An 18,179-nucleotide genomic window follows, 5' to 3' on the forward strand; every position below is an offset into this window, starting at 1 on the left:
CGGCGCCGGCGCCAACCCTAGTATGTGAGAACACCGACTATGCTCGCTCTTGAAGGAAGCACCCAGTCCCGAAGCCATCCTGCACCTCTATGGATCTCGGAGAAGATCGAGGAGGAGAAGGCGAGGGGCTTTGGCTTCTGCCTCATCTATGCCACTGCCCAGAACCACGATGCTCTGATCAAGGAATTGAGCAAGAGTGACCTCGAACAGCAGGGCATCAAGGTATTCCCGGCACGAGGCCCGGACCAAGTCCGATTAGCTCAGGGCAACGCGCAGAACATGCCGATTATGCTCAAATGGGCGGATCGACTCGTGATCGAGCCCAAGGCTGATGCCGAGAACACCAAGAAGCAGGCCAAAGGCGCGCCCAAAAAGGCATCAAAGAAGGCGAAGAAGACTGCCTGAATAGGGGTTGCAAGCAAGTCCGATCACCCATGATCTGGGGTCGCCTTGAGAAACCGGAACAGAATCCTAGCTCCTTGCTCTAGTTCAGACTGATCTCTCATCTATTGGGATATTCATGAACAGACGCAGAGCTGGCGAATACGATCTGCTCATTGGCGAACAGATCCGGGCGGCCCGCCTTGCGGCAGGACTGTCTCAGGAAGCTCTTGGCGACCTAATCGGCGTCACGTTCCAGCAGGTTCAGAAATACGAAAGGGGCACAAACAGGATCTCAGCCGGAACGCTCTATGAGATCTCCGCCGCACTGAAGGTGCCGATTACCCGCTTCTATGAGCCCTTGAGGACTGCCAAACGAATGTACTGAGGCCTTAGGCCTCAGTTAAGCGACACGTCGTCGATTTCGCACGAAGCCGTTGAGACCGAGGCTTTATAAACTTCGTCGAAGCCTGAGAAGAAGTACGACAACTGCATCGTCTCACTCTCGCTGTCATTAGCATAGAGTGTGTGAGATTCATCGTCCTGGGCCACTTCATAGCCAGAAAATCCCTGGCGCTTCTTAGTGTCGATCGATGCCTCACACTCGACATCTACATCGAGTGACGATTGCCCCCGGTAGTCAGTGCTCACTTCATAAGAGATCGACAGAGAGCAGGAACGATAGCTCTCTCCATCGAATGCCTCGTCACAGTTTAAGCTTGCATGCTTGACTGAAACACAGACCTCCGCCCCCGACTGACTCTCAGTCTCGCAGTCGCCCTTGGCCGCCCGCTGCCTTGCCAATTCAACAAGGCGTGCCATCCGCTCTCTGTATGACCTGAGTTCTTCGGTGGTCATCACCCTGCAGGCATCGCCCTCTCGGGTGTATTCGGGTTTGCACTGCCAGCCATTTCCAAGGGAGTTCAGGTCCGCGTTCTGCGGCACAACGACTAGACGACACCCATCATCCGACCGATAGAATCCTCTCCGGCATTGCCAGCCATTGCCCAGAGCATTCAGCTCCGCGTTCTGTGGGACCTGTACCTGCTGGCAGTTGCTGTCAGAGCGATAAAATCCTCTCTTGCACTGCCATCCGTTTCCAAGGGCGTTCAGTTCCGCATTGACTGGAACCTGCACCAGGGAGCAGCTTTCACCCGAGCGAAAATATCCCCGTCGGCACTGCCACCCGTTTCCGAGTGCGTTGAGCTCCGCATTCTGTGGCACTTGAACTGGCGAGCAGTTGTCTCCGGAACGGAAATAACCCCTCCTGCACTGCCACCCATTCCCCAGAGCATTAAGCTCCGCGTTCACGGGCACCTGGACAGGCAAACAGCGATCGCTGGAGCGGTAGAACCCTCGATTGCACTGCCATCCGCCGCCGAACCGACTAGGTGATGCATTCTGCGGCACGGATTGAGCCACCGCTTCAACCGAAAACAAGCACATTAGAACGCAGAGACTTCTCAAAACCCAGTGCGGCATTGCCCCCAACCCTTTGTTTTGAGGGAACCTATAAGCCTAGCCGCAATCTCTGCAAGACATTGCTGTCGTTAAATTTTAGCGAAGCTTTCTGCGGCTTCGCCGTCCCTCCCGTCAGATGTTCCACCACGTGGACATGTGATGGAGCAAACCCCATGAAAGAGATGTCTCGTCAGGTCGCTCGCAAGCGTGCCTACTCGAAGATCTATCCAGTGACGATGACGATTTCAGGCATGAAGGTTACTCTAGATCAGAAGAAGCGGCCCCGCTGCGACTTCTGGGGTACGGCTCCCAATGGACGGCGCTTCCCCTGCGCTGCGATCGGCCCGAATTACCAGCGCCTTAGGGACAACCTCATTACCGGCGCCACTCTCGATGTCGTCGGAGTCTATGAGACCGCTAGGCCCGAGGCTGGGAAAGCCCCAGTCTTCCACCTTATTTCGATCAACCCCAAAAAGGGGATCAAATCGGCCCAAGGGTGCTGACTACATTCCCAAGGCAATGCTAAAATACCATTAGGCAGCCGACCTGTTCTCGTTGGACGGATGTCTTGTTTGTTTCACCTCTTCAAACAGGCAGATCATGCAGTACAGGATCTCGGTTCGCCGCTTCGCTATTATGTCAACGCGGCACCTGAGCCCGCTGACAAAGACGATTCTTGGGGTCTGGGCAAACGACGCGAACATGGCGAGGACAGGCCACGTTGTTGCCTGCACTCCCTTTGGCTGGATCCTCAGCCTGCCCGAGCAGAGAGGCGATCCGCAATGGCACGCTGTTCTTCCTGCCGACCTCGCCGACTGCGTCGCCTCGGCCTACAAGAACCCGATCGATGCCACGCACCTTGAATTCGACAGCCGGGAAGAGACCTTTCCTGGTCTCAAAGTCCACGATGACCCCGATACGCAGACGCCAATCGCGGATACGGCTCGGACCATCAGAGCTCTGACAGAGGAGCTCGTCAGCTTCAGAGCCCAAGAAAGCGATCTTCGCCTCCAGGCGTCCGAGATCACCCGGCGGCTCGTAGACTATATCGGCGCCAATCAGCCGATCCGGCCCCTCGCGAAGCACAGCCTCGCCCAAATCGACGCGTTCATGAGCGCGCCGCTCGGACAATCCTCCGTCACCCCCAAGGAGATCCTCAACCTTGCGGGGCAAGTCTCTAAGAACCCTGTCGTGCTCGGAATGGTGGAGACCATCAATCACCTTCTCGGCCAGGTCCACGAACAGGACAACGATTCCGTCCAAGACGTCCCCAAGCCCAAGACACGCAGAAGGGGATGACGGCGGATGAGGCTCATCTTCACCCATATCCAAGGCGTCAAGAAGATCACCGAACGCACGCTCACTCACAGTGACCAGGAGGCTCAGATCATTATGGACGTCCTGGATGAGCTACTGTCCGACGACCTAGACACGGTTCCGCCCGATCCGGACCGCCTCTTCGCTATCGCCCCGAACGGAATTGATGTCCGATTTGGCAAGGGCGTCATCAGCCGCGCCACGGCCCTGAGCGTCCGGGACGCTCTTCTATACGCCGGCTCTATCGAGAGAGAGCCAGAGCACAAGCTTAGTATCGCCTATGGCCCCAGTCTGAACTGAAACATGTAGTCAGGATGCAATCCTCCTCAGTTCCCGCTCAACTCGGCGAGACCCTCGCCGGTACCATTGAGCGGATTGTCTTTCATAAAGAGGACAGCGGCTTTGCTGTCTTAAGGGTCCGAGCGCGCGGACAAAGGGATCTGACAACGCTGGTCGGATTTGCGCCCTCCCTAATCGAGGGTGAACAAATCACAGCCGTCGGCAATTGGCACAACGACCGCTCCTACGGGCTTCAGTTCAAAGCCTCCTCGATGGTTTCCACCCCGCCGACGGGCGCCGCCGGCATCGAAAAGTATCTCGGATCTGGCCTGATCAAAGGCATCGGCCCGGAGATGGCCAAGCGGATCGTAAAGACCCTCGGCCCCGATGCTCTCGACATCATCGACACGAATCCCGAATTTCTCCTTACCGTCAAAGGCATTGGCAAGAAGCGGGCAGAACAGATCATGTCTGGCTGGGCCGAGCAAAAGGCCATCAGGGATATCATGGTCTTTCTCCATGCCCATGGTGTTGGCACCGCCAGGGCTGCCAGGATCTACAAGACGTACGGGCAAAAGGCGGTCAAGATCATGTCCGAGAACCCTTACCGCCTCGCCAAAGACATCCGCGGCATCGGTTTCCGTTCGGCGGACCAGATTGCTCAGCGTCTCGGCTTCACGAAGGACGATCCCCGCCGCCTGAGGGCGGGCGTCACGTTTGCTCTCTCGGAGGCCACGTCGGACGGCCACTGCGGTCTGCCGGTCGACATGCTGCTCGACAAGGCGGTCGAACTGCTCGAAGCGCCCCGCGACCTCCTCAAAGTGGCTTTGACCGCAGAGATCAACGATGGCGACATAGTCCAAGATCAAATTCAGGGACGCGGGTGCGTTTTCACCAGACGGCTCCACCAGGCAGAGGATGGGATTGCCGAGAAGCTCCTCGCTCTCCTTGATGGCTCTCCCCCTTGGAAGGCCATTGATCCCGATAAAGCGATCGGCTGGGCCCAAACGAAGACTGGCAAGGACCTCTCTAATTCCCAAAAGGAAGCCCTCCGTCTCGTTCTCCGGTCTAAGGTCACGATCGTCACAGGCGGCCCTGGCGTCGGCAAGACCACGCTTCTGGACACGACCCTGAAGATTCTTGCCCAAAGGAACATCACGATCGCCCTTGCGGCGCCTACGGGCCGGGCCGCCAAGCGGATTACCGAGCAGACCGGTCTGGAAGCGAAGACCGTGCACCGCCTTCTCGAAGTGCAAGGGAGCGGCTTTAAACGCGACGAGACCAACCCTCTCGAGTGCGATCTTCTGGTAGTCGACGAGACCAGTATGCTCGACGTCAACTTGATGCTGGCCCTCGTACGGGCTCTGCCGAAGAAGGCTGCCCTCCTGCTGGTCGGGGATATCGATCAATTACCGTCCGTAGGCCCGGGCGCTGTCCTCGGCGACCTGATTGGAAGCAAGCGCATTCCCGTCGCCCGTCTCACCGAAGTATTCCGCCAGGCTGCCAGCAGCCGGATTATCACCAACGCCCACCGCATCAACCAGGGCGAGATGCCCGTTCCGCCGGCCCACGGCGAGGCGAGCGATTTCTATATCTGGCCGGTCGAGAACCCGGAGGAGGGGGTCACGGTCATCGTCAATCTCGTCTCCCAGCGGATTCCAGGCCGGTTCTGGTTCGATCCCAAGCGGGAAATCCAGCTGCTCTGCCCCATGCAACGCGGGGACCTGGGCGCCCGAAACCTGAATATCGAGATTCAGAAAGTCATTAACCCTCCGAACGAAAACTCGATCGAGCGGTTCGGCTGGAAGTTCACGGTCGGCGACAGGATCATGCAGACCGTCAACGACTACGACCGGGATGTCTTCAACGGCGACCTCGGGATCGTAGATAGGATCGACCACGAGGAGAAAAAACTCTTTGTGAAGTTCGACAATGTTGTCGAATACCCCTTCGACGAGCTCGACGTCCTCACAGCGGCCTACGCCACCACGATTCATAAGAGCCAAGGCTCGGAATACCCGGTAGTCGTGATCCCGATGGCGACACAGCATTACATGATGCTCGCCCGGAATCTCCTCTATACGGGCGTGACCCGAGGCAAGCAGCTGGTCATCGTGGTTGGGCAGAAGAAAGCCATCTCGATGGCGGTTCGTAACGATAAACAGAATCGCCGCTGGACACGGCTGCAGGAAATCCTGGAAAATACATAAACCCACCTAATGGGGTTTCTATCGTGGAATCTTCCGCAGCTGGTGGCCCCTGAACCACTTAGTGGCTCCTCGATAAACCACAAAAGGATGCCCGCGAACGCCGAGATCGGCCTAGCGCCGATCGCACGGAGAGAGTTTTATGAAGATCGAACGTCGTTACACCAGCCCAGGTAAGTCGCCCTATGAGGCCATTACCTTCCGCCTCACCAACAGCGAGATCCGCAACCCGGATGGCTCGGTGGTCTTCAAGCTCGAGAACATCGTGGTGCCGGAGACCTGGAGCCAGGTGGCCTCCGACGTGCTGGCGCAGAAGTACTTCCGCAAAGCGGGCGTTCCCGCTCGCCTGAAGAAGGTCGAGGAAAACGACGTCCCGAGCTGGCTGTGGCGCTCCGTGCCCGACGAGGCAGCGCTTAGCCAGCTGCCCGAGGACCAGCGCTTCGGCTCCGAGATTTCCTCCAAGCAGGTCTTCGACCGCCTTGCCGGCTGCTGGACCTATTGGGGCTGGAAGGGCGGCTATTTCTCCTCTGAAGAGGACGCCCGGGCGTTCTATGACGAGCTGCGCTTCATGCTCGCCAACCAGATGGTGGCGCCCAATTCCCCGCAATGGTTCAACACGGGCCTGCACTGGGCCTACGGCATCGACGGTCCCGGCCAGGGCCACTTCTACGTGGATTACAAGACCGGCAAGCTGACCAAGTCGAAGTCGGCCTACGAGCACCCGCAGCCGCATGCCTGCTTCATCCAGGGCGTCGAGGACGACCTGGTGAACCAGGGCGGGATCATGGACCTGTGGGTCCGCGAGGCGCGCCTGTTCAAGTACGGCTCCGGCACCGGCACCAACTTCTCCAAGCTTCGTGGGTCTGGAGAGAAACTCTCCGGCGGCAGCCGCTCGTCCGGCCTGATGAGCTTCCTCAAGATCGGCGACCGGGCCGCCGGCGCGATCAAGTCAGGCGGCACCACCCGGCGCGCGGCCAAGATGGTCGTGGTCGACGTCGATCACCCCGATATCGAGGAATACATCGACTGGAAGGTGAAGGAGGAGCAGAAGGTCGCGGCCCTCGTCACCGGCTCCAAGACCAATGCCAAGCATCTTAAGGCTATCCTCAAGGCGTGCATTAATTGTGAGGCCGAGGGTGACGCCTGCTTCGATCCGGAGAAGAACCCGGTCCTAAAGCGGGAGATCAAGTTCGCACGACGGGCGATGATCCCCGACAACTACATCAAGCGCGTCATCCAGTTCGCGCGCCAGGGCTACACTGAGATCGACTTTCCGATCTACGACACGGATTGGGACTCGGAAGCCTACCTCACCGTTGCGGGCCAGAACTCCAACAACTCTGTGTCTGTGACGGATAAGTTCCTTCGGGCAGTCGAAACCGACGCCGACTGGCACCTCACCGCCCGCAAGGACGGCAAGGTCGTGAAGACCCTGAAGGCGCGCGACCTTTGGGAGCAGATCGGCCACGCCGCCTGGGCGTCCGCCGATCCGGGCCTGCACTTCAACACCACCATGAACGACTGGCATACCTGCCCAGAGGGCGGTCCGATCCGCGGATCCAATCCGTGCTCAGAATATATGTTCCTGGATGACACGGCGTGCAATCTCGCCTCGGCCAACCTTCTGCAGTTCTTCGACCGGAAGAACCACAAGTTCGACGCCGGCTCGTTCGAGCATGCCTGCCGCCTCTGGACGGTGGTGCTCGAGATCTCCGTGATGATGGCGCAGTTCCCGTCGAAGGAGATCGCGCAGCTTTCCTACGAGTACCGCACGCTCGGCCTCGGCTTCGCGAACATCGGCGGCCTGCTCATGACCATGGGCCTGCCTTACGATTCTGATGCGGCCCGTGCCCTCGGCGGTGCGCTCACCGCGATCATGACCGGCGTGTCCTATGCCACCTCGGCCGAGATGGCGAAAGAACTCGGACCGTTCCCGAACTACAAGGCCAACGCCAAGCACATGCTGCGCGTGATCCACAATCACCGTCGTGCCGCCATTGGCGCTCTCGACGGTTACGACGGTCTCTCAGTGCCTCCGGTCCCTCTCGACCACGTCACCTGCCCGGACAAGGCGCTCATTGACCATGCCGTCAAGGCCTGGGATCAGGCTTATAAGCTCGGGAAGAAACACGGCTACCGCAACGCGCAGTCCACCGTGATCGCCCCCACCGGCACGATCGGCCTCGTGATGGATTGCGACACCACCGGCATCGAGCCCGACTTCGCCCTCGTGAAGTTCAAGAAGCTCGCCGGCGGCGGCTACTTCAAGATCATCAACCGGGCGGTGCCCGATGCGCTGCGCGCGCTCGGCTACCGCGAGCATGAGATCGCCGAGATCGAGGCCTATGCGGTCGGCCACGGCTCCATGAAGCAGGCGCCCGCCATCAACCCCGGCAGCCTGCGCTCCAAGGGCTTCACGGACGAGAAGATCGACGCGGTGGAGAAGGGCCTGAAATCGGCCTTCGACATCAAGTTCGTCTTCAACCGCTGGACGCTCGGCGAGGACTTCCTCACCGGCACGCTCAAGGTGCCGGCGGACAGGCTCAACGATCCGTCCTTCGACCTGCTCTCTTTCCTCGGCTTCTCGAAGGCCGACATCGAGGCCGCGAACATCCACATCTGCGGAGCGATGACTCTCGAGGGAGCCCCCTTCCTGAAGACCGAGCATTACGCGGTGTTCGATTGCGCCAACCCGTGCGGCAAGATCGGCAAGCGCTATCTCTCGGTCGAGAGCCACATCCGCATGATGGCGGCATCGCAGCCCTTCATCTCGGGCGCGATCTCCAAGACCATCAACATGCCCAACGACGCCACCGTCGAGGATTGCAAGAACGCCTACATGCTGTCCTGGAAGCTGGCGCTCAAGGCGAACGCCCTCTACCGCGACGGCTCCAAGCTCTCGCAGCCGCTGAACTCCGCCCTCATCGCCGACGAGGAGGAGGATTCGGAGGACGCCGTGGAAGCGTTGGCCGCCATGCCGGCCGCCGCGAAGGCCGCGCACGTGTCGGAGAAGATCATCGAAAAGGTAATCGAGCGCGTAGTCGCCATCCGTGACCGTGAGCGGATGCCCGGGCGCCGCAAGGGCTACACCCAGAAGGCCGTCGTCGGCGGCCACAAGGTGTACCTGCGCACGGGCGAGTACGAGGACGGGCGCCTCGGCGAGATCTTCATCGACATGCACAAGGAAGGCGCCGCCTTCCGGGCCATGATGAACAACTTCGCTATCGCGATCTCGCTCGGCCTGCAATACGGCGTGCCGCTGGAGGAATATGTCGACGCGTTTACCTTCACGCGCTTCGAGCCCGCAGGCTTCGTCCAGGACAATCCGTCGATCAAGAACGCCACGTCGATCCTCGACTACGTGTTCCGCGAGCTCGCCATCTCCTATCTCGGCCGCTACGACCTTGCTCACGTGGATCCGAACGAGATCGGCTTCGATCAGATCGGCAAGGGCCGAGGGGACGGACAGGCTCCAGACGCATTCAAGGTGGTCTCCCCAATCTCCCGCGGCTTTGTCCGCGGCCAGGAAACCCGCCTGGTTGCCTCCGCTCCTGTTGCGGCCTTCAACGGAAACGCAGCTCTTGCGCTCGATCCTGTCGAAGCTCTCGACTTCCAGCCGGCAGACGTGCGGCTAGCTCAGGAAGTTCGTTCGGAGGCATCTATTGCGATAAGCAAGGGATTCGCCGGCGAAGCGTGCAGTAGCTGCTTCAACTTCTCTCTCGTCAGAACCGGCAAATGTTTGACTTGCACCAACTGCGGGACAAGCGCCGGCGGATGCAGCTAGCTGATCCTCTGACTAGTCAAAGTAGGCCGCCCAAACGGGCGGCCTACTTTGTGAAGGTGCTAACAAACCCTCAATTTTCGTTCAGTGAAGGCCACTATTAAGGTTTGTCACTTTTTAAATCTGGAAGCTCAAGCCAGTAGGTTTTTTTAGGAACAATCCCAATGAAGTCGTTAATCAATGTTGCAGTGGCATTGCTCATCCTCCCTACCGCAACTTGGAGCCAAACAACGCCAACCTCTCCGGGGGGCGCTACTCCAGGATCGGCCGGCGTGTCAGCCAGCGGGGTCAAATCCCAAGCTCCCAGGGGAGCCGCCACAAATGTTGCCCCGACGGCCTCGACGCCAACTAACAATCAGCCGACCGTAGCCGTTCGAGAAGACATCGAGCCGATCTTAAGGCGCCTGGGAGTTGCTTCGATTGACGCGAGGCCCGTCCTGTCTGGCGGCATGCTATGTGATCGAGATCTAGCTTGGAATACGAAGGGCTATGCCTCTAATCGTGAATGTCAGGCAGACTCGCAAAAGTATAGAGAGCGTGCACTCCTGCCAGAAATTGAGAAAGCAAAGGCAAGAGCAGAGAAGGTTGCCGCAGAACTGAGAGCCAAGAAAGATATCGAAACCCTGGACTTGGCCGGATTCGTCATGAAGGAAGAGGACATTACTGAGTTCGCTGGTCCGATACAGCCCTTCTCCTTTATCAGCAATCATCCTGTTCGCATGCGTTACAGCCAGATGCACGATAACGTCGTGGGGCCTATCATGGCTCCCTTTGTTAAACAGGTTAAGCAGAGGATTAGCCAGGAGTACGATCATGCTCCTCTTTCTGACGATGGCCTGGGTGCCCCGTCAGCGTTGTGCGAGCCATTTCAGGTCAAAGCCTGCATGTCAGGGTTCGTTGAATGCAAGAAGCGTCCTTTGGACAATCTGACGATGAGCGTTCGCAAGGAACTCGCGGACCATTGCAGCTTCAAACAGAGGGACATCCCTACTCGCAGATGCGTGGCAGCGGCCCCCGTGTCCGATCCTGACGGCGTATTCAAGGGGCAGCGATTTGCCGTAGTCGGGAGCAATGACAAGCTCGTCAATGTCGATTTCCCCACGCTCGTTTGCAGCGCCGCGAAAGAGGGCGTTCAGGTCCGTCTCCGCTCGAAAGGGCTGTTCTTCAAATCACAACAGCTCGAGTTCGGTACCATCGGAGACGACGATGTCGCCGCGACGGCTAAACTAGCGGAGCAAAAGCAGGATGACGGATCCGAAGTACACGTCATTCAATCGATTGACGAGGTCAAGGGATTCAGCGATCCGAGCCAGCTAATCGGATGCCTCATGACCAGTGCAAATGGCACAGTTGAGTCCTCTGTGTTGGATATCGTCATCGGAACCGTAGCCTATACGCTCGGCGCCGAGGATTTCGGGTCTGACCGCATCGGTAGCGCTTTCGGAACGGCTGTTTCGGTCGACAAGTGCAGACAGAACATCGCCAAACTCCTGAACTGACCGCTGTCACCTTTAACCCTCCTACTTCCGACAGGTAGATCGGGCAGGACTAAATGCGAGCAATAGCCATCCTCATCGGATTTCTGGCCGGGCCGGCACTCATCCTCGTTCTCGCCAAGCAAATAGGTGGAGAAAAGCTTGTTTACCGGGTCTGGCGTTGGGGTTTCCGATGGATCTTCGGATTAATCCTGGCTGCGCCTGCTCTTGCTCTGATCTATGTCGCGCTGTTTGAAGGCGTAGAAGGGGACGACGGGCCTGCATTCTTCGCTGGAATCGCTGGCGTAGTTGCCATCGCTGTGTCGGGTGCCATCACATTCGCGACCTATAAGGTGCTCACCCTTGAACGGGAGGCGTAACGTTCGATACCGTCGTTTAGGCAGTACGGCACCGACACGATAACCCTAATCTAAACAGTACAGGTGACGTATAGCTGCCATACTTGACGCAGAACCTGCGCTCTGCCCTAGTCCTACCATCGTTCACCAGAAGATTTGCCAATGAGCCAGTCGTCAGAATGGACCCTCTTCATCGCCCGACCCGGTAATAACCGGCGGCACCTCCTTAGAGACCCTCAGGGGGAACCTCGGATTATCTTTGATGATGATGATGGTATGCGGATCAACGATCGTCTCGCCAGGTACATCCTTGATAACATGAATGCGGGATTGAGCCCGACGGATCCAAACCCGGATGAGGGCTGGTTCGTCGACGGCCCGGGCGAGGGCAATCCTGACCCGGCGGTCCTGATTTGTGACCCGGACTTCGAGACGCGGATCGAGATCATCGAGACGGGGAACCACGAGGAAGATAAAGCCCTGGGCCACAGGGTTGTCGCTCTGATCAACACCTATTTCCTCAAGAACGAGAGTTCTTTGGGCCCGTCCTCTTCAAAGCCGGAAATGCGGGAAGCCGGACCGCGGCGCTAAAGGATTCGGAATCTAGCCGCAGCTCGGAGCAATCACGACTGCCCTGGCTATCCAAACATCGTCGCCGAAATGCTATAAGCGGGTGGATGCCGCTTCTCGCTTACACCCAGTCGGGACAGCCCCTTGTTGCCCCATTTTTGTCAGATGACGAATGGGAACGGCTGAAGTCGTCTGCTGCCCGTGACGCCTGGATGCCTTACGGTAAGGGGAGGGCGATCCCCAAGGAGTCCATACTCGGAACCCGCTTCTTTGCTCATCCGCCGGGGCACGCAGGTGAGGGCGCAAAGGAAACGGACATCCACCTTTACCTCAAGGCACAATGTCTGCTCGGCACCCGGGTCGCCGGCTGGGAGGCACTCCCGGAACAATCGGGCATCACACCGGAGGGGGAAGATTGGCGGGCCGATGTCCTTTGCCGACGACCCGGGATGGATTGGAGCGTCGCCTTCGAGGCGCAGGTCCAACTGCAGGCCGAGGAAACATATCGTCGGCGACAGGCCCGCTACGCCGCCTCCGGCATCCGCACCCTCTGGCTTGTCGGCCATGAGCACAGCCTTCTGAACCGGTACTGGCTTGAGCCTGATCAAGGACTCCCTGCCTTCAAGACCCACATCTGGAAAGACGAGCGCGGCCGCCCAGGCGCTCACGTCCTCCTTGACGGACAATCGTTACCTATCGCCGAGTTCGTCTCCGGAGCTCTCTCCAGGCAGCTCCATTGGGTCGGGGACGGTCGCCATGGAGTCCTTCAGCTTGTCCTCAGGGAAGATCAATGCTGGCACAGGACCTGCCGGCGAAAGGTCCGTTTGACCATCAGGATCCAGACCACTCGCGGAACGCCGATTGATCTCTCCGCGGCCTGTGATTTCGCCGGCTATCGCGAAGCCTATACCAAGGCCCAGGCTGCTCTTCCCGACCTTGCCGATCACCCTCAGCCCTTCCGGAAAGGTCTGATGTCGCGTTGCCCTTATTGCCGGCGAGATATTCGCTACCAAGCTCAGGAATGGGCCTCTCCGACACTCACCGTCGTTCCGATCGGCATCGCGATACCGAACCATGGAATTCATCTTGGGATCACCCCACATGCACAGTGGCACTGGGGTTCCCAGACGCACTGGGCGAACTGGGCTCCCTTTGGCGAGATTGGGCCTATCTCCGATCAGGAGATGAGTACCCGTACGGCTCTCCGAACTCACTCCAGAAGTCCCCGGACGCTCTAATCGAAGGGTCTAAGGCACGAGCAAGATCATGTTGGATACCGACCAACATCAATCCAGCGCCGGCACGACCGGAGCCCCTGCCGAGCAACCACGCCCGGCCGAGCGGCAGCGCCGTATCGTCCATGTGGATCTCGATGCTTTCTACGCATCCGTGGAGCAGCGGGATAATGCCGATCTGCGCGGCAAGCCTGTCGCGGTTGGGGGCTCCCGTGAACGGGGTGTCGTTGCAGCAGCAAGCTACGAGGCTCGACGCTTTGGCGTCCATTCCGCCATGCCCTCAATCACGGCACGCCGCAAATGCCCTGAGCTCGTCTTCGTGAAGCCGCGGTTTGACGTGTACCGGGCGGTGTCGCAGCAAATCAGAGAGATCTTCTTCGAGTACACTCCACTGGTTGAACCTCTCTCATTAGATGAGGCCTACCTGGATGTGACTGACAACCTGAAGGGGATTCCTTACGGCACCCAAGTTGCAAAGGAGATTAGAGCCAGGATCTGGGAGGAGACCCATCTCACAGCTTCGGCCGGGATCAGTTTTGGGAAGTTCCTCGCCAAAATGGCGTCTGATCAGAACAAGCCGAATGGTCAGTTCGTAATCACTCCCGAAACAGCTCCAGCCTTCCTCGAAGCTCTACCCATCGGGAAGTTTCATGGCATTGGTCCGGCCACTGCAAGGAAGATGACCGAGCTCGGGATCCTCACAGGCCGTGACTTAAAGGCTCAATCCCTCGAGTTCCTACAGGACCGGTTTGGCAAAGCGGGCACACATTATTACTGGATCGTTCGAGCCGTTGATAATCGTCCGGTTCAGCCCGATCGCATCAGAAAATCCATCGGAGCTGAGAACACCTTTGATAGGGACTTGGCCGGTTTCGAGGAGATGAAAGCAGCCCTTCAGCCGATTATCAGCAAGGTCTGGGCCTACTGCGTCAAGACAGGTGTACGTGGGCGCACGGTGACGCTCAAAGTGAAGTTTTCAGATTTCCAGCAGATCACCCGCAGCCGCACGCTCGCGGGAAATATCGAGAGTGAACCCGATCTCGACCATGCTGCCGTCAGTCTCCTCTCCATGCTGTTTCCGATGGACAAAACGGTTCGCCTCCTCGGCATTTCCCTTTCCACCCTGAACACGGATGATGATGATCCCGGAACTCCGCAACTTTCGCTGGAATTTTAAATCGCCGCTCAGTTTTCGATTCAGCACTCAATTCTATCCGATCGGGCACCATACGATTCCGTGATTGATCATTATCCTCCGCAATTACCGTTCCAGGGGGCGAGGTTTAAACAGAAACGTGACGCGGTTCCCGTGAGAACTTTAGCTTCGAATGCTTGGACGCCCGCTTGAATTCTACTTCTGATACGCTTGATAACCGAGGGCTCCGAGGTGAGATTTTCAACCCGTCTTCGTAATTAAGCCTCCGTTAACCATACTAAAGCAACGATGCATTGCCTGATCGATCTGGGACAACGGGCGGGTCTCTCCACGTAAACAAGCCGGGCGAGCATATGCACCTGGTTTGTTTCCGTAAGTGTTCCAGCTCAGTCACGATCACATAATCAAAATCGCTTTGCTCAGTATGGGGGTACTGTCATGAATGTCCTGGTTTTTGCTTCCCGTAAGGGTGGTTCTGGAAAGAGCACCCTTGCCGCGCATTTGGGGAGTTATATGGCCGAGCATTCTCGGCCGACGCTCCTGATTGACGCAGACCCACAGGGATCTCTGGCCCTTTGGCACCAGGTTCGGGGCGCACAGGACCTTCCGCTCCATGTTGGCACCAAGCATCTGGCAGCCACCTTGGCGAAGGCGCGGCGAGCTGGGGCTGAATGGGTGCTGATCGACACGCCGCCCAACGCCGAAGCCCCAGTGGCCGAGGCGATCTGGCACGCAGATCTGGTCGTGATCCCCATGCGTCCGGGGCTGTTCGATGTCGACGCCGTTCAGGCCACGATTCAAATGTGCCGTGACCTGAAGAAGCCTTATGCGGTGGTGATCAACGCCGCGCCCGCCAAGAGTGGCTCGGATGACCCGATTGTTGCGGATGCACGAAGCGCGATGCAGGCGCTCGACGTTCCGACATGGGCCGGTCAGATCACACATAACCCCGAACTGTCCCTCTCCCTGGCTCATGGTGCCGGCGTTAACGAGTTAAACTCCAGGTCGTCCGGTTCAGAGGAGATCGGCAACCTTTGGCGAGCGCTCACAAGGAGCTTTGAGGCCATTGAAGCTATGATGGACAAACACGCTCAATCGGCCTGACAGCGGCCCAAGCCAGCTATAATCGATGAGCGACGGAACCATCACAGTTCGTCCACATGCATGCCCACAGCCGTCCAGAGATCACAGAATCTGTGTCACGCAAACCGATGGCAAGGCTTCGATGTGAGGCCATTGCCAAACCACAGTCCTGATTAAGACCTTGTTAACCATACTCGGGCAAATTCAGATTGCCTGATCGATCTGGGACAACGAGCAGGTCTCCCTACTAATGCGAACGGGGCGCAGGCATGCGCCTCGCTTGTTTTCGGTAGGTGTTCCTGTGCAGTAACGGTCCCCTAACCACAATCACAAACGAAATTGATCCAACCCGAAGGCGGCGGCGTTCACCGTGTGCTTGAGCGGGGAGTATTGCCCATGACCATTCTCGATCCGATCACTGGAAACCGCGTTACGATCAACACATCGAGCCGGCCCGGCCGCTGAAGTGTTGCCCGACTGCCTTGCGTACCACGGGAACAAAACCTTAGCCGTTGTGTTGTGGAGCGGGAGCAGCAGGAAACGGTTTCAACGATGGCGTTCATTGGCAAGATAACTCTCATCAAAGAGGCTCAAGCCGCTCGCGTGAGAGCGCATATCCGCTCCATGCTGTCACGGCGCGAAGCTCGCCTCTTGGGGCTACTCCAGAAAGCCGCATAACTCACGCCGGGGGATTGAAAGACGCTTTACGGAACCTGAGGGGTTGCATCCTAGGATAGGCCTAGACGGTCGTCGGCGGGAAGGCTACCGTCGACAGATGCTCGAAGCCTCGGACACCCTCGCTGGAGCGGTCGGAAAGCTCGCTGCCGGCAATGTAGGCGCTGCCTGTGTTCTGGGACGGATCGTACAGGATCCGTTCGCCGGCTTCATAATCCTCATGGACCTTGAGAGCACTAATCTGCGGGGCGAAGAAATCTGGCTGCTATACCGCGATGTGCATCACATGGATTTGGACGGCTTCATCCAAAATGTGAAGGCTCGAGCAGGCTGCCTCAGCCGCCTCAGGATTTGATCCAAACCTTGACTTTCGCGGCTCGAATTTCCGGTAAGCCGTTTATGAAATGCTTGATAGCGACTTGGCCATCTGCACGCAGTTTTCAGCCACGCCGGTCAACTCTGTTGGATCCCAACTACTCCGCGACCACCCTGTTTTCTCGTAATACCCTACTGCATCGGCTGCCGCATTCACGCGCAACTCGGTAATCCCAAGGCGCAACGCCTCCAGATCAATGAGATCACTCATGATCCGGCCATGCCCTTGCCGCTGCCGCTCTGATCTGATGGCAACCAATCGTACCACCCCAAGAGAACCGCGCTTATCAAGCCGCACAACCCCAATGGGCTCTGCGTCGAGGAGCAGGAGATAGGGCGCGTTGCCCTCCGCACGATCATCCGGATGGTTCTCATTGTATTCAAACCTATGTCGATGGGGAGGAAACAGAACGGCACGTCTGATTGCGTGGAGTTGTCTCCAATCTTCTGCTGCCTCCACCCTCTTCAGCTCGTACATGTGCCTTCCCTACCGTTGTCTGCCTCAATTGAGAGGTATGTACGCTCTCAGACAAGCACCAATTGCCGAAAACCGCCTTTATGGAATGCACATTTAGGATGTAGCTTGAAGGCTGGTATTCCTATCTACAGCACCCGGGCGAATGCCATGAACCTGAAGACCATCGCCAAAGGGCTGGCAGTCCTCAATATTGCGGCCTTCGTCTCGACGGCTGTTGCGGCTTGGCTCTTCGATAAGAGATCTGCCACCGATCTCCTCGACACCGCCACCTATGTGGGGCTTGGGATAGGAGCCTTGGGGGCAATCATGTTCGCCGGCTCCAGCACGGGCGGATCTGAAGGAATGGCTGCCAGTGCAGCGGATCAGCCTAGCAGGATCATGGATGCACTCTGGATAGATAGAAATGCTGGCATTTCGGCCGGAGCCCTGTTCGTCCTCGGCGGGGTCACCTGGCTCGGGATTTCATGGCTTGTGGCCGCGCTGATCGAATAAATCCGAGCTCCAAATTCCGATAAGCCCCTTTACGGAATGAGGGTCGAGGATGAAGTGCGCTTGGTTCGATAGCGCATCACCCACCAACTGCCGATCAGCGCAGGGAGCAAAGTGGCGGACATTACGAGTGCCCGGCGGACAGGCGTGTAAGCGTCGGGACCATCGAGCGAGAGTGGATATCCGAGGAGCGCGTCCTGTCCGTAGATGACCAACCCACAGACGGGCACAAGTAGAGGCACCGTCCAAATTGGGGCCTGCCCGAGGCGACGCACGATAGCCGCCGTGACCGCAGCAGCCATGACCAAGGCGCCAGACAGATGCACCAGCGTGATCACCAGCCCCCCGAAAATCCCAATAACCGGTATGAGCATGAGGGCATGAGTTTGGGACCGGTTTGGGTTCTGCTGCGCAAAATCGATCCAGAAGACATCCCAGCTCGCACGAGCCATCACGGTCAGGATGACAAAACCAAGTCCGCTCCAGAGGATGGTCCAAAAGGCTCGTGTCGGAGAGCTGATCATCGGCGGGTTGAACCTATGGATGGGAGGCGGCATAGCTCCTTTTAGACCGCAGGATGTGCTGCGCAATTGCGCGTAAGGCCGTTTACGGAACCTGAGTTGCCAATCCAGGGTCAGTTCCAAGCAAGCTACCTGTCGTTGAATGAGCGGATACGTTCCCGCTCTATAACTGAGGGCAGCCATGGAAATTCGCGCAACACGATCTCCCATCATCACCATGCGCCCGAAGGCAGAGAATTCAGTCTCTGCGAACCTTGCCACGTCACAAGAAACGACGTCGAAGGAGATCAAGGCAGGAGGCTATACTTCAGGTAGCGGAGCGCCAAAGCTTGGCCCC

The 18,179-nt window shown here is 58.1% G+C and carries 17 protein-coding genes; 14 read left to right on the plus strand and 3 right to left on the minus strand.

Annotated elements, in window-relative coordinates; translation table 11 throughout:
- Positions 1-39: 39 nt before the first annotated feature.
- Complete coding sequence (locus FS320_RS02425; protein WP_152709016.1) at positions 40-405, plus strand: hypothetical protein; 366 nt, start codon at positions 40-42, stop codon at positions 403-405.
- Between the two features lie 115 nt (positions 406-520).
- Positions 521-769: a helix-turn-helix domain-containing protein gene (locus FS320_RS02430; RefSeq protein ID WP_152709017.1), complete on the plus strand. Its 249-nt coding sequence runs from the start codon at positions 521-523 to the stop codon at positions 767-769.
- Between the two features lie 11 nt (positions 770-780).
- Here the strand turns inward: FS320_RS02430 and FS320_RS02435 are convergent, their stop codons facing one another.
- Entirely contained in the window at positions 781-1,203 is a 423-nt protein-coding gene (locus FS320_RS02435; RefSeq protein WP_152709018.1) for a hypothetical protein, read from the minus strand.
- A gap of 812 nt (positions 1,204-2,015) precedes the next feature.
- Between FS320_RS02435 and FS320_RS02440 the strand changes: the two genes are divergently transcribed.
- From FS320_RS02440 to FS320_RS02490, 11 genes are all read left to right on the plus strand, one after another.
- Complete coding sequence (locus tag FS320_RS02440) at positions 2,016-2,345, plus strand: hypothetical protein (protein WP_152709019.1); 330 nt, start codon at positions 2,016-2,018, stop codon at positions 2,343-2,345.
- A 133-nt stretch (positions 2,346-2,478) separates the two neighbouring features.
- Positions 2,479-3,141: a DUF5983 family protein gene (locus FS320_RS02445; protein ID WP_476738982.1), complete on the plus strand. Its 663-nt coding sequence runs from the start codon at positions 2,479-2,481 to the stop codon at positions 3,139-3,141.
- A 6-nt stretch (positions 3,142-3,147) separates the two neighbouring features.
- On the plus strand, positions 3,148-3,459 hold the full coding sequence (locus FS320_RS02450; protein WP_152709021.1) for a hypothetical protein: 312 nt from the start codon (positions 3,148-3,150) through the stop codon (positions 3,457-3,459).
- A gap of 14 nt (positions 3,460-3,473) precedes the next feature.
- Positions 3,474-5,648, plus strand: coding sequence for an SF1B family DNA helicase RecD2 (gene recD2 / locus FS320_RS02455; protein WP_152709022.1), 2,175 nt, complete (start codon positions 3,474-3,476; stop codon positions 5,646-5,648).
- Between the two features lie 139 nt (positions 5,649-5,787).
- A complete protein-coding gene (locus tag FS320_RS02460; RefSeq protein WP_152709023.1) occupies positions 5,788-9,429 on the plus strand; it encodes a vitamin B12-dependent ribonucleotide reductase in 3,642 nt (1,213 codons plus the stop codon).
- 161 nt (positions 9,430-9,590) lie between these two features.
- Complete coding sequence (locus FS320_RS02465) at positions 9,591-10,925, plus strand: hypothetical protein (RefSeq protein WP_152709024.1); 1,335 nt, start codon at positions 9,591-9,593, stop codon at positions 10,923-10,925.
- A 53-nt stretch (positions 10,926-10,978) separates the two neighbouring features.
- Positions 10,979-11,281, plus strand: coding sequence for a hypothetical protein (locus FS320_RS02470; protein WP_152709025.1), 303 nt, complete (start codon positions 10,979-10,981; stop codon positions 11,279-11,281).
- A gap of 255 nt (positions 11,282-11,536) precedes the next feature.
- Complete coding sequence (locus FS320_RS02475; RefSeq protein WP_152709026.1) at positions 11,537-11,851, plus strand: hypothetical protein; 315 nt, start codon at positions 11,537-11,539, stop codon at positions 11,849-11,851.
- A gap of 86 nt (positions 11,852-11,937) precedes the next feature.
- A complete protein-coding gene (locus FS320_RS02480; protein ID WP_152709027.1) occupies positions 11,938-13,068 on the plus strand; it encodes a competence protein CoiA family protein in 1,131 nt (376 codons plus the stop codon).
- A gap of 28 nt (positions 13,069-13,096) precedes the next feature.
- The gene (gene dinB / locus FS320_RS02485) at positions 13,097-14,242 is read left to right on the plus strand and encodes a DNA polymerase IV (RefSeq protein ID WP_152709028.1); all 1,146 of its coding nucleotides are present in this window, start codon (positions 13,097-13,099) and stop codon (positions 14,240-14,242) included.
- A 417-nt stretch (positions 14,243-14,659) separates the two neighbouring features.
- Positions 14,660-15,325, plus strand: coding sequence for a ParA family protein (locus tag FS320_RS02490; RefSeq protein ID WP_152709029.1), 666 nt, complete (start codon positions 14,660-14,662; stop codon positions 15,323-15,325).
- A gap of 1,051 nt (positions 15,326-16,376) precedes the next feature.
- Here FS320_RS02490 and FS320_RS02495 read toward each other — a convergent pair.
- Positions 16,377-16,832: a GNAT family N-acetyltransferase gene (locus FS320_RS02495; RefSeq protein WP_152709030.1), complete on the minus strand. Its 456-nt coding sequence runs from the start codon at positions 16,830-16,832 to the stop codon at positions 16,377-16,379.
- 105 nt (positions 16,833-16,937) lie between these two features.
- On the opposite strand from FS320_RS02495, the gene FS320_RS02500 reads away from it, so the two are divergent.
- Positions 16,938-17,324, plus strand: a complete 387-nt coding sequence (locus FS320_RS02500; RefSeq protein WP_152709031.1) for a hypothetical protein — start codon at positions 16,938-16,940, stop codon at positions 17,322-17,324.
- A gap of 29 nt (positions 17,325-17,353) precedes the next feature.
- On the opposite strand, the gene FS320_RS02505 is transcribed toward FS320_RS02500, so the two are convergent.
- Positions 17,354-17,878, minus strand: a complete 525-nt coding sequence (locus FS320_RS02505) for a hypothetical protein (RefSeq protein WP_152709032.1) — start codon at positions 17,876-17,878, stop codon at positions 17,354-17,356.
- Positions 17,879-18,179: the final 301 nt, after the last annotated feature.

This window comes from Microvirga tunisiensis, assembly GCF_009296175.1.
Lineage (GTDB): Bacteria > Pseudomonadota > Alphaproteobacteria > Rhizobiales > Beijerinckiaceae > Microvirga > Microvirga tunisiensis.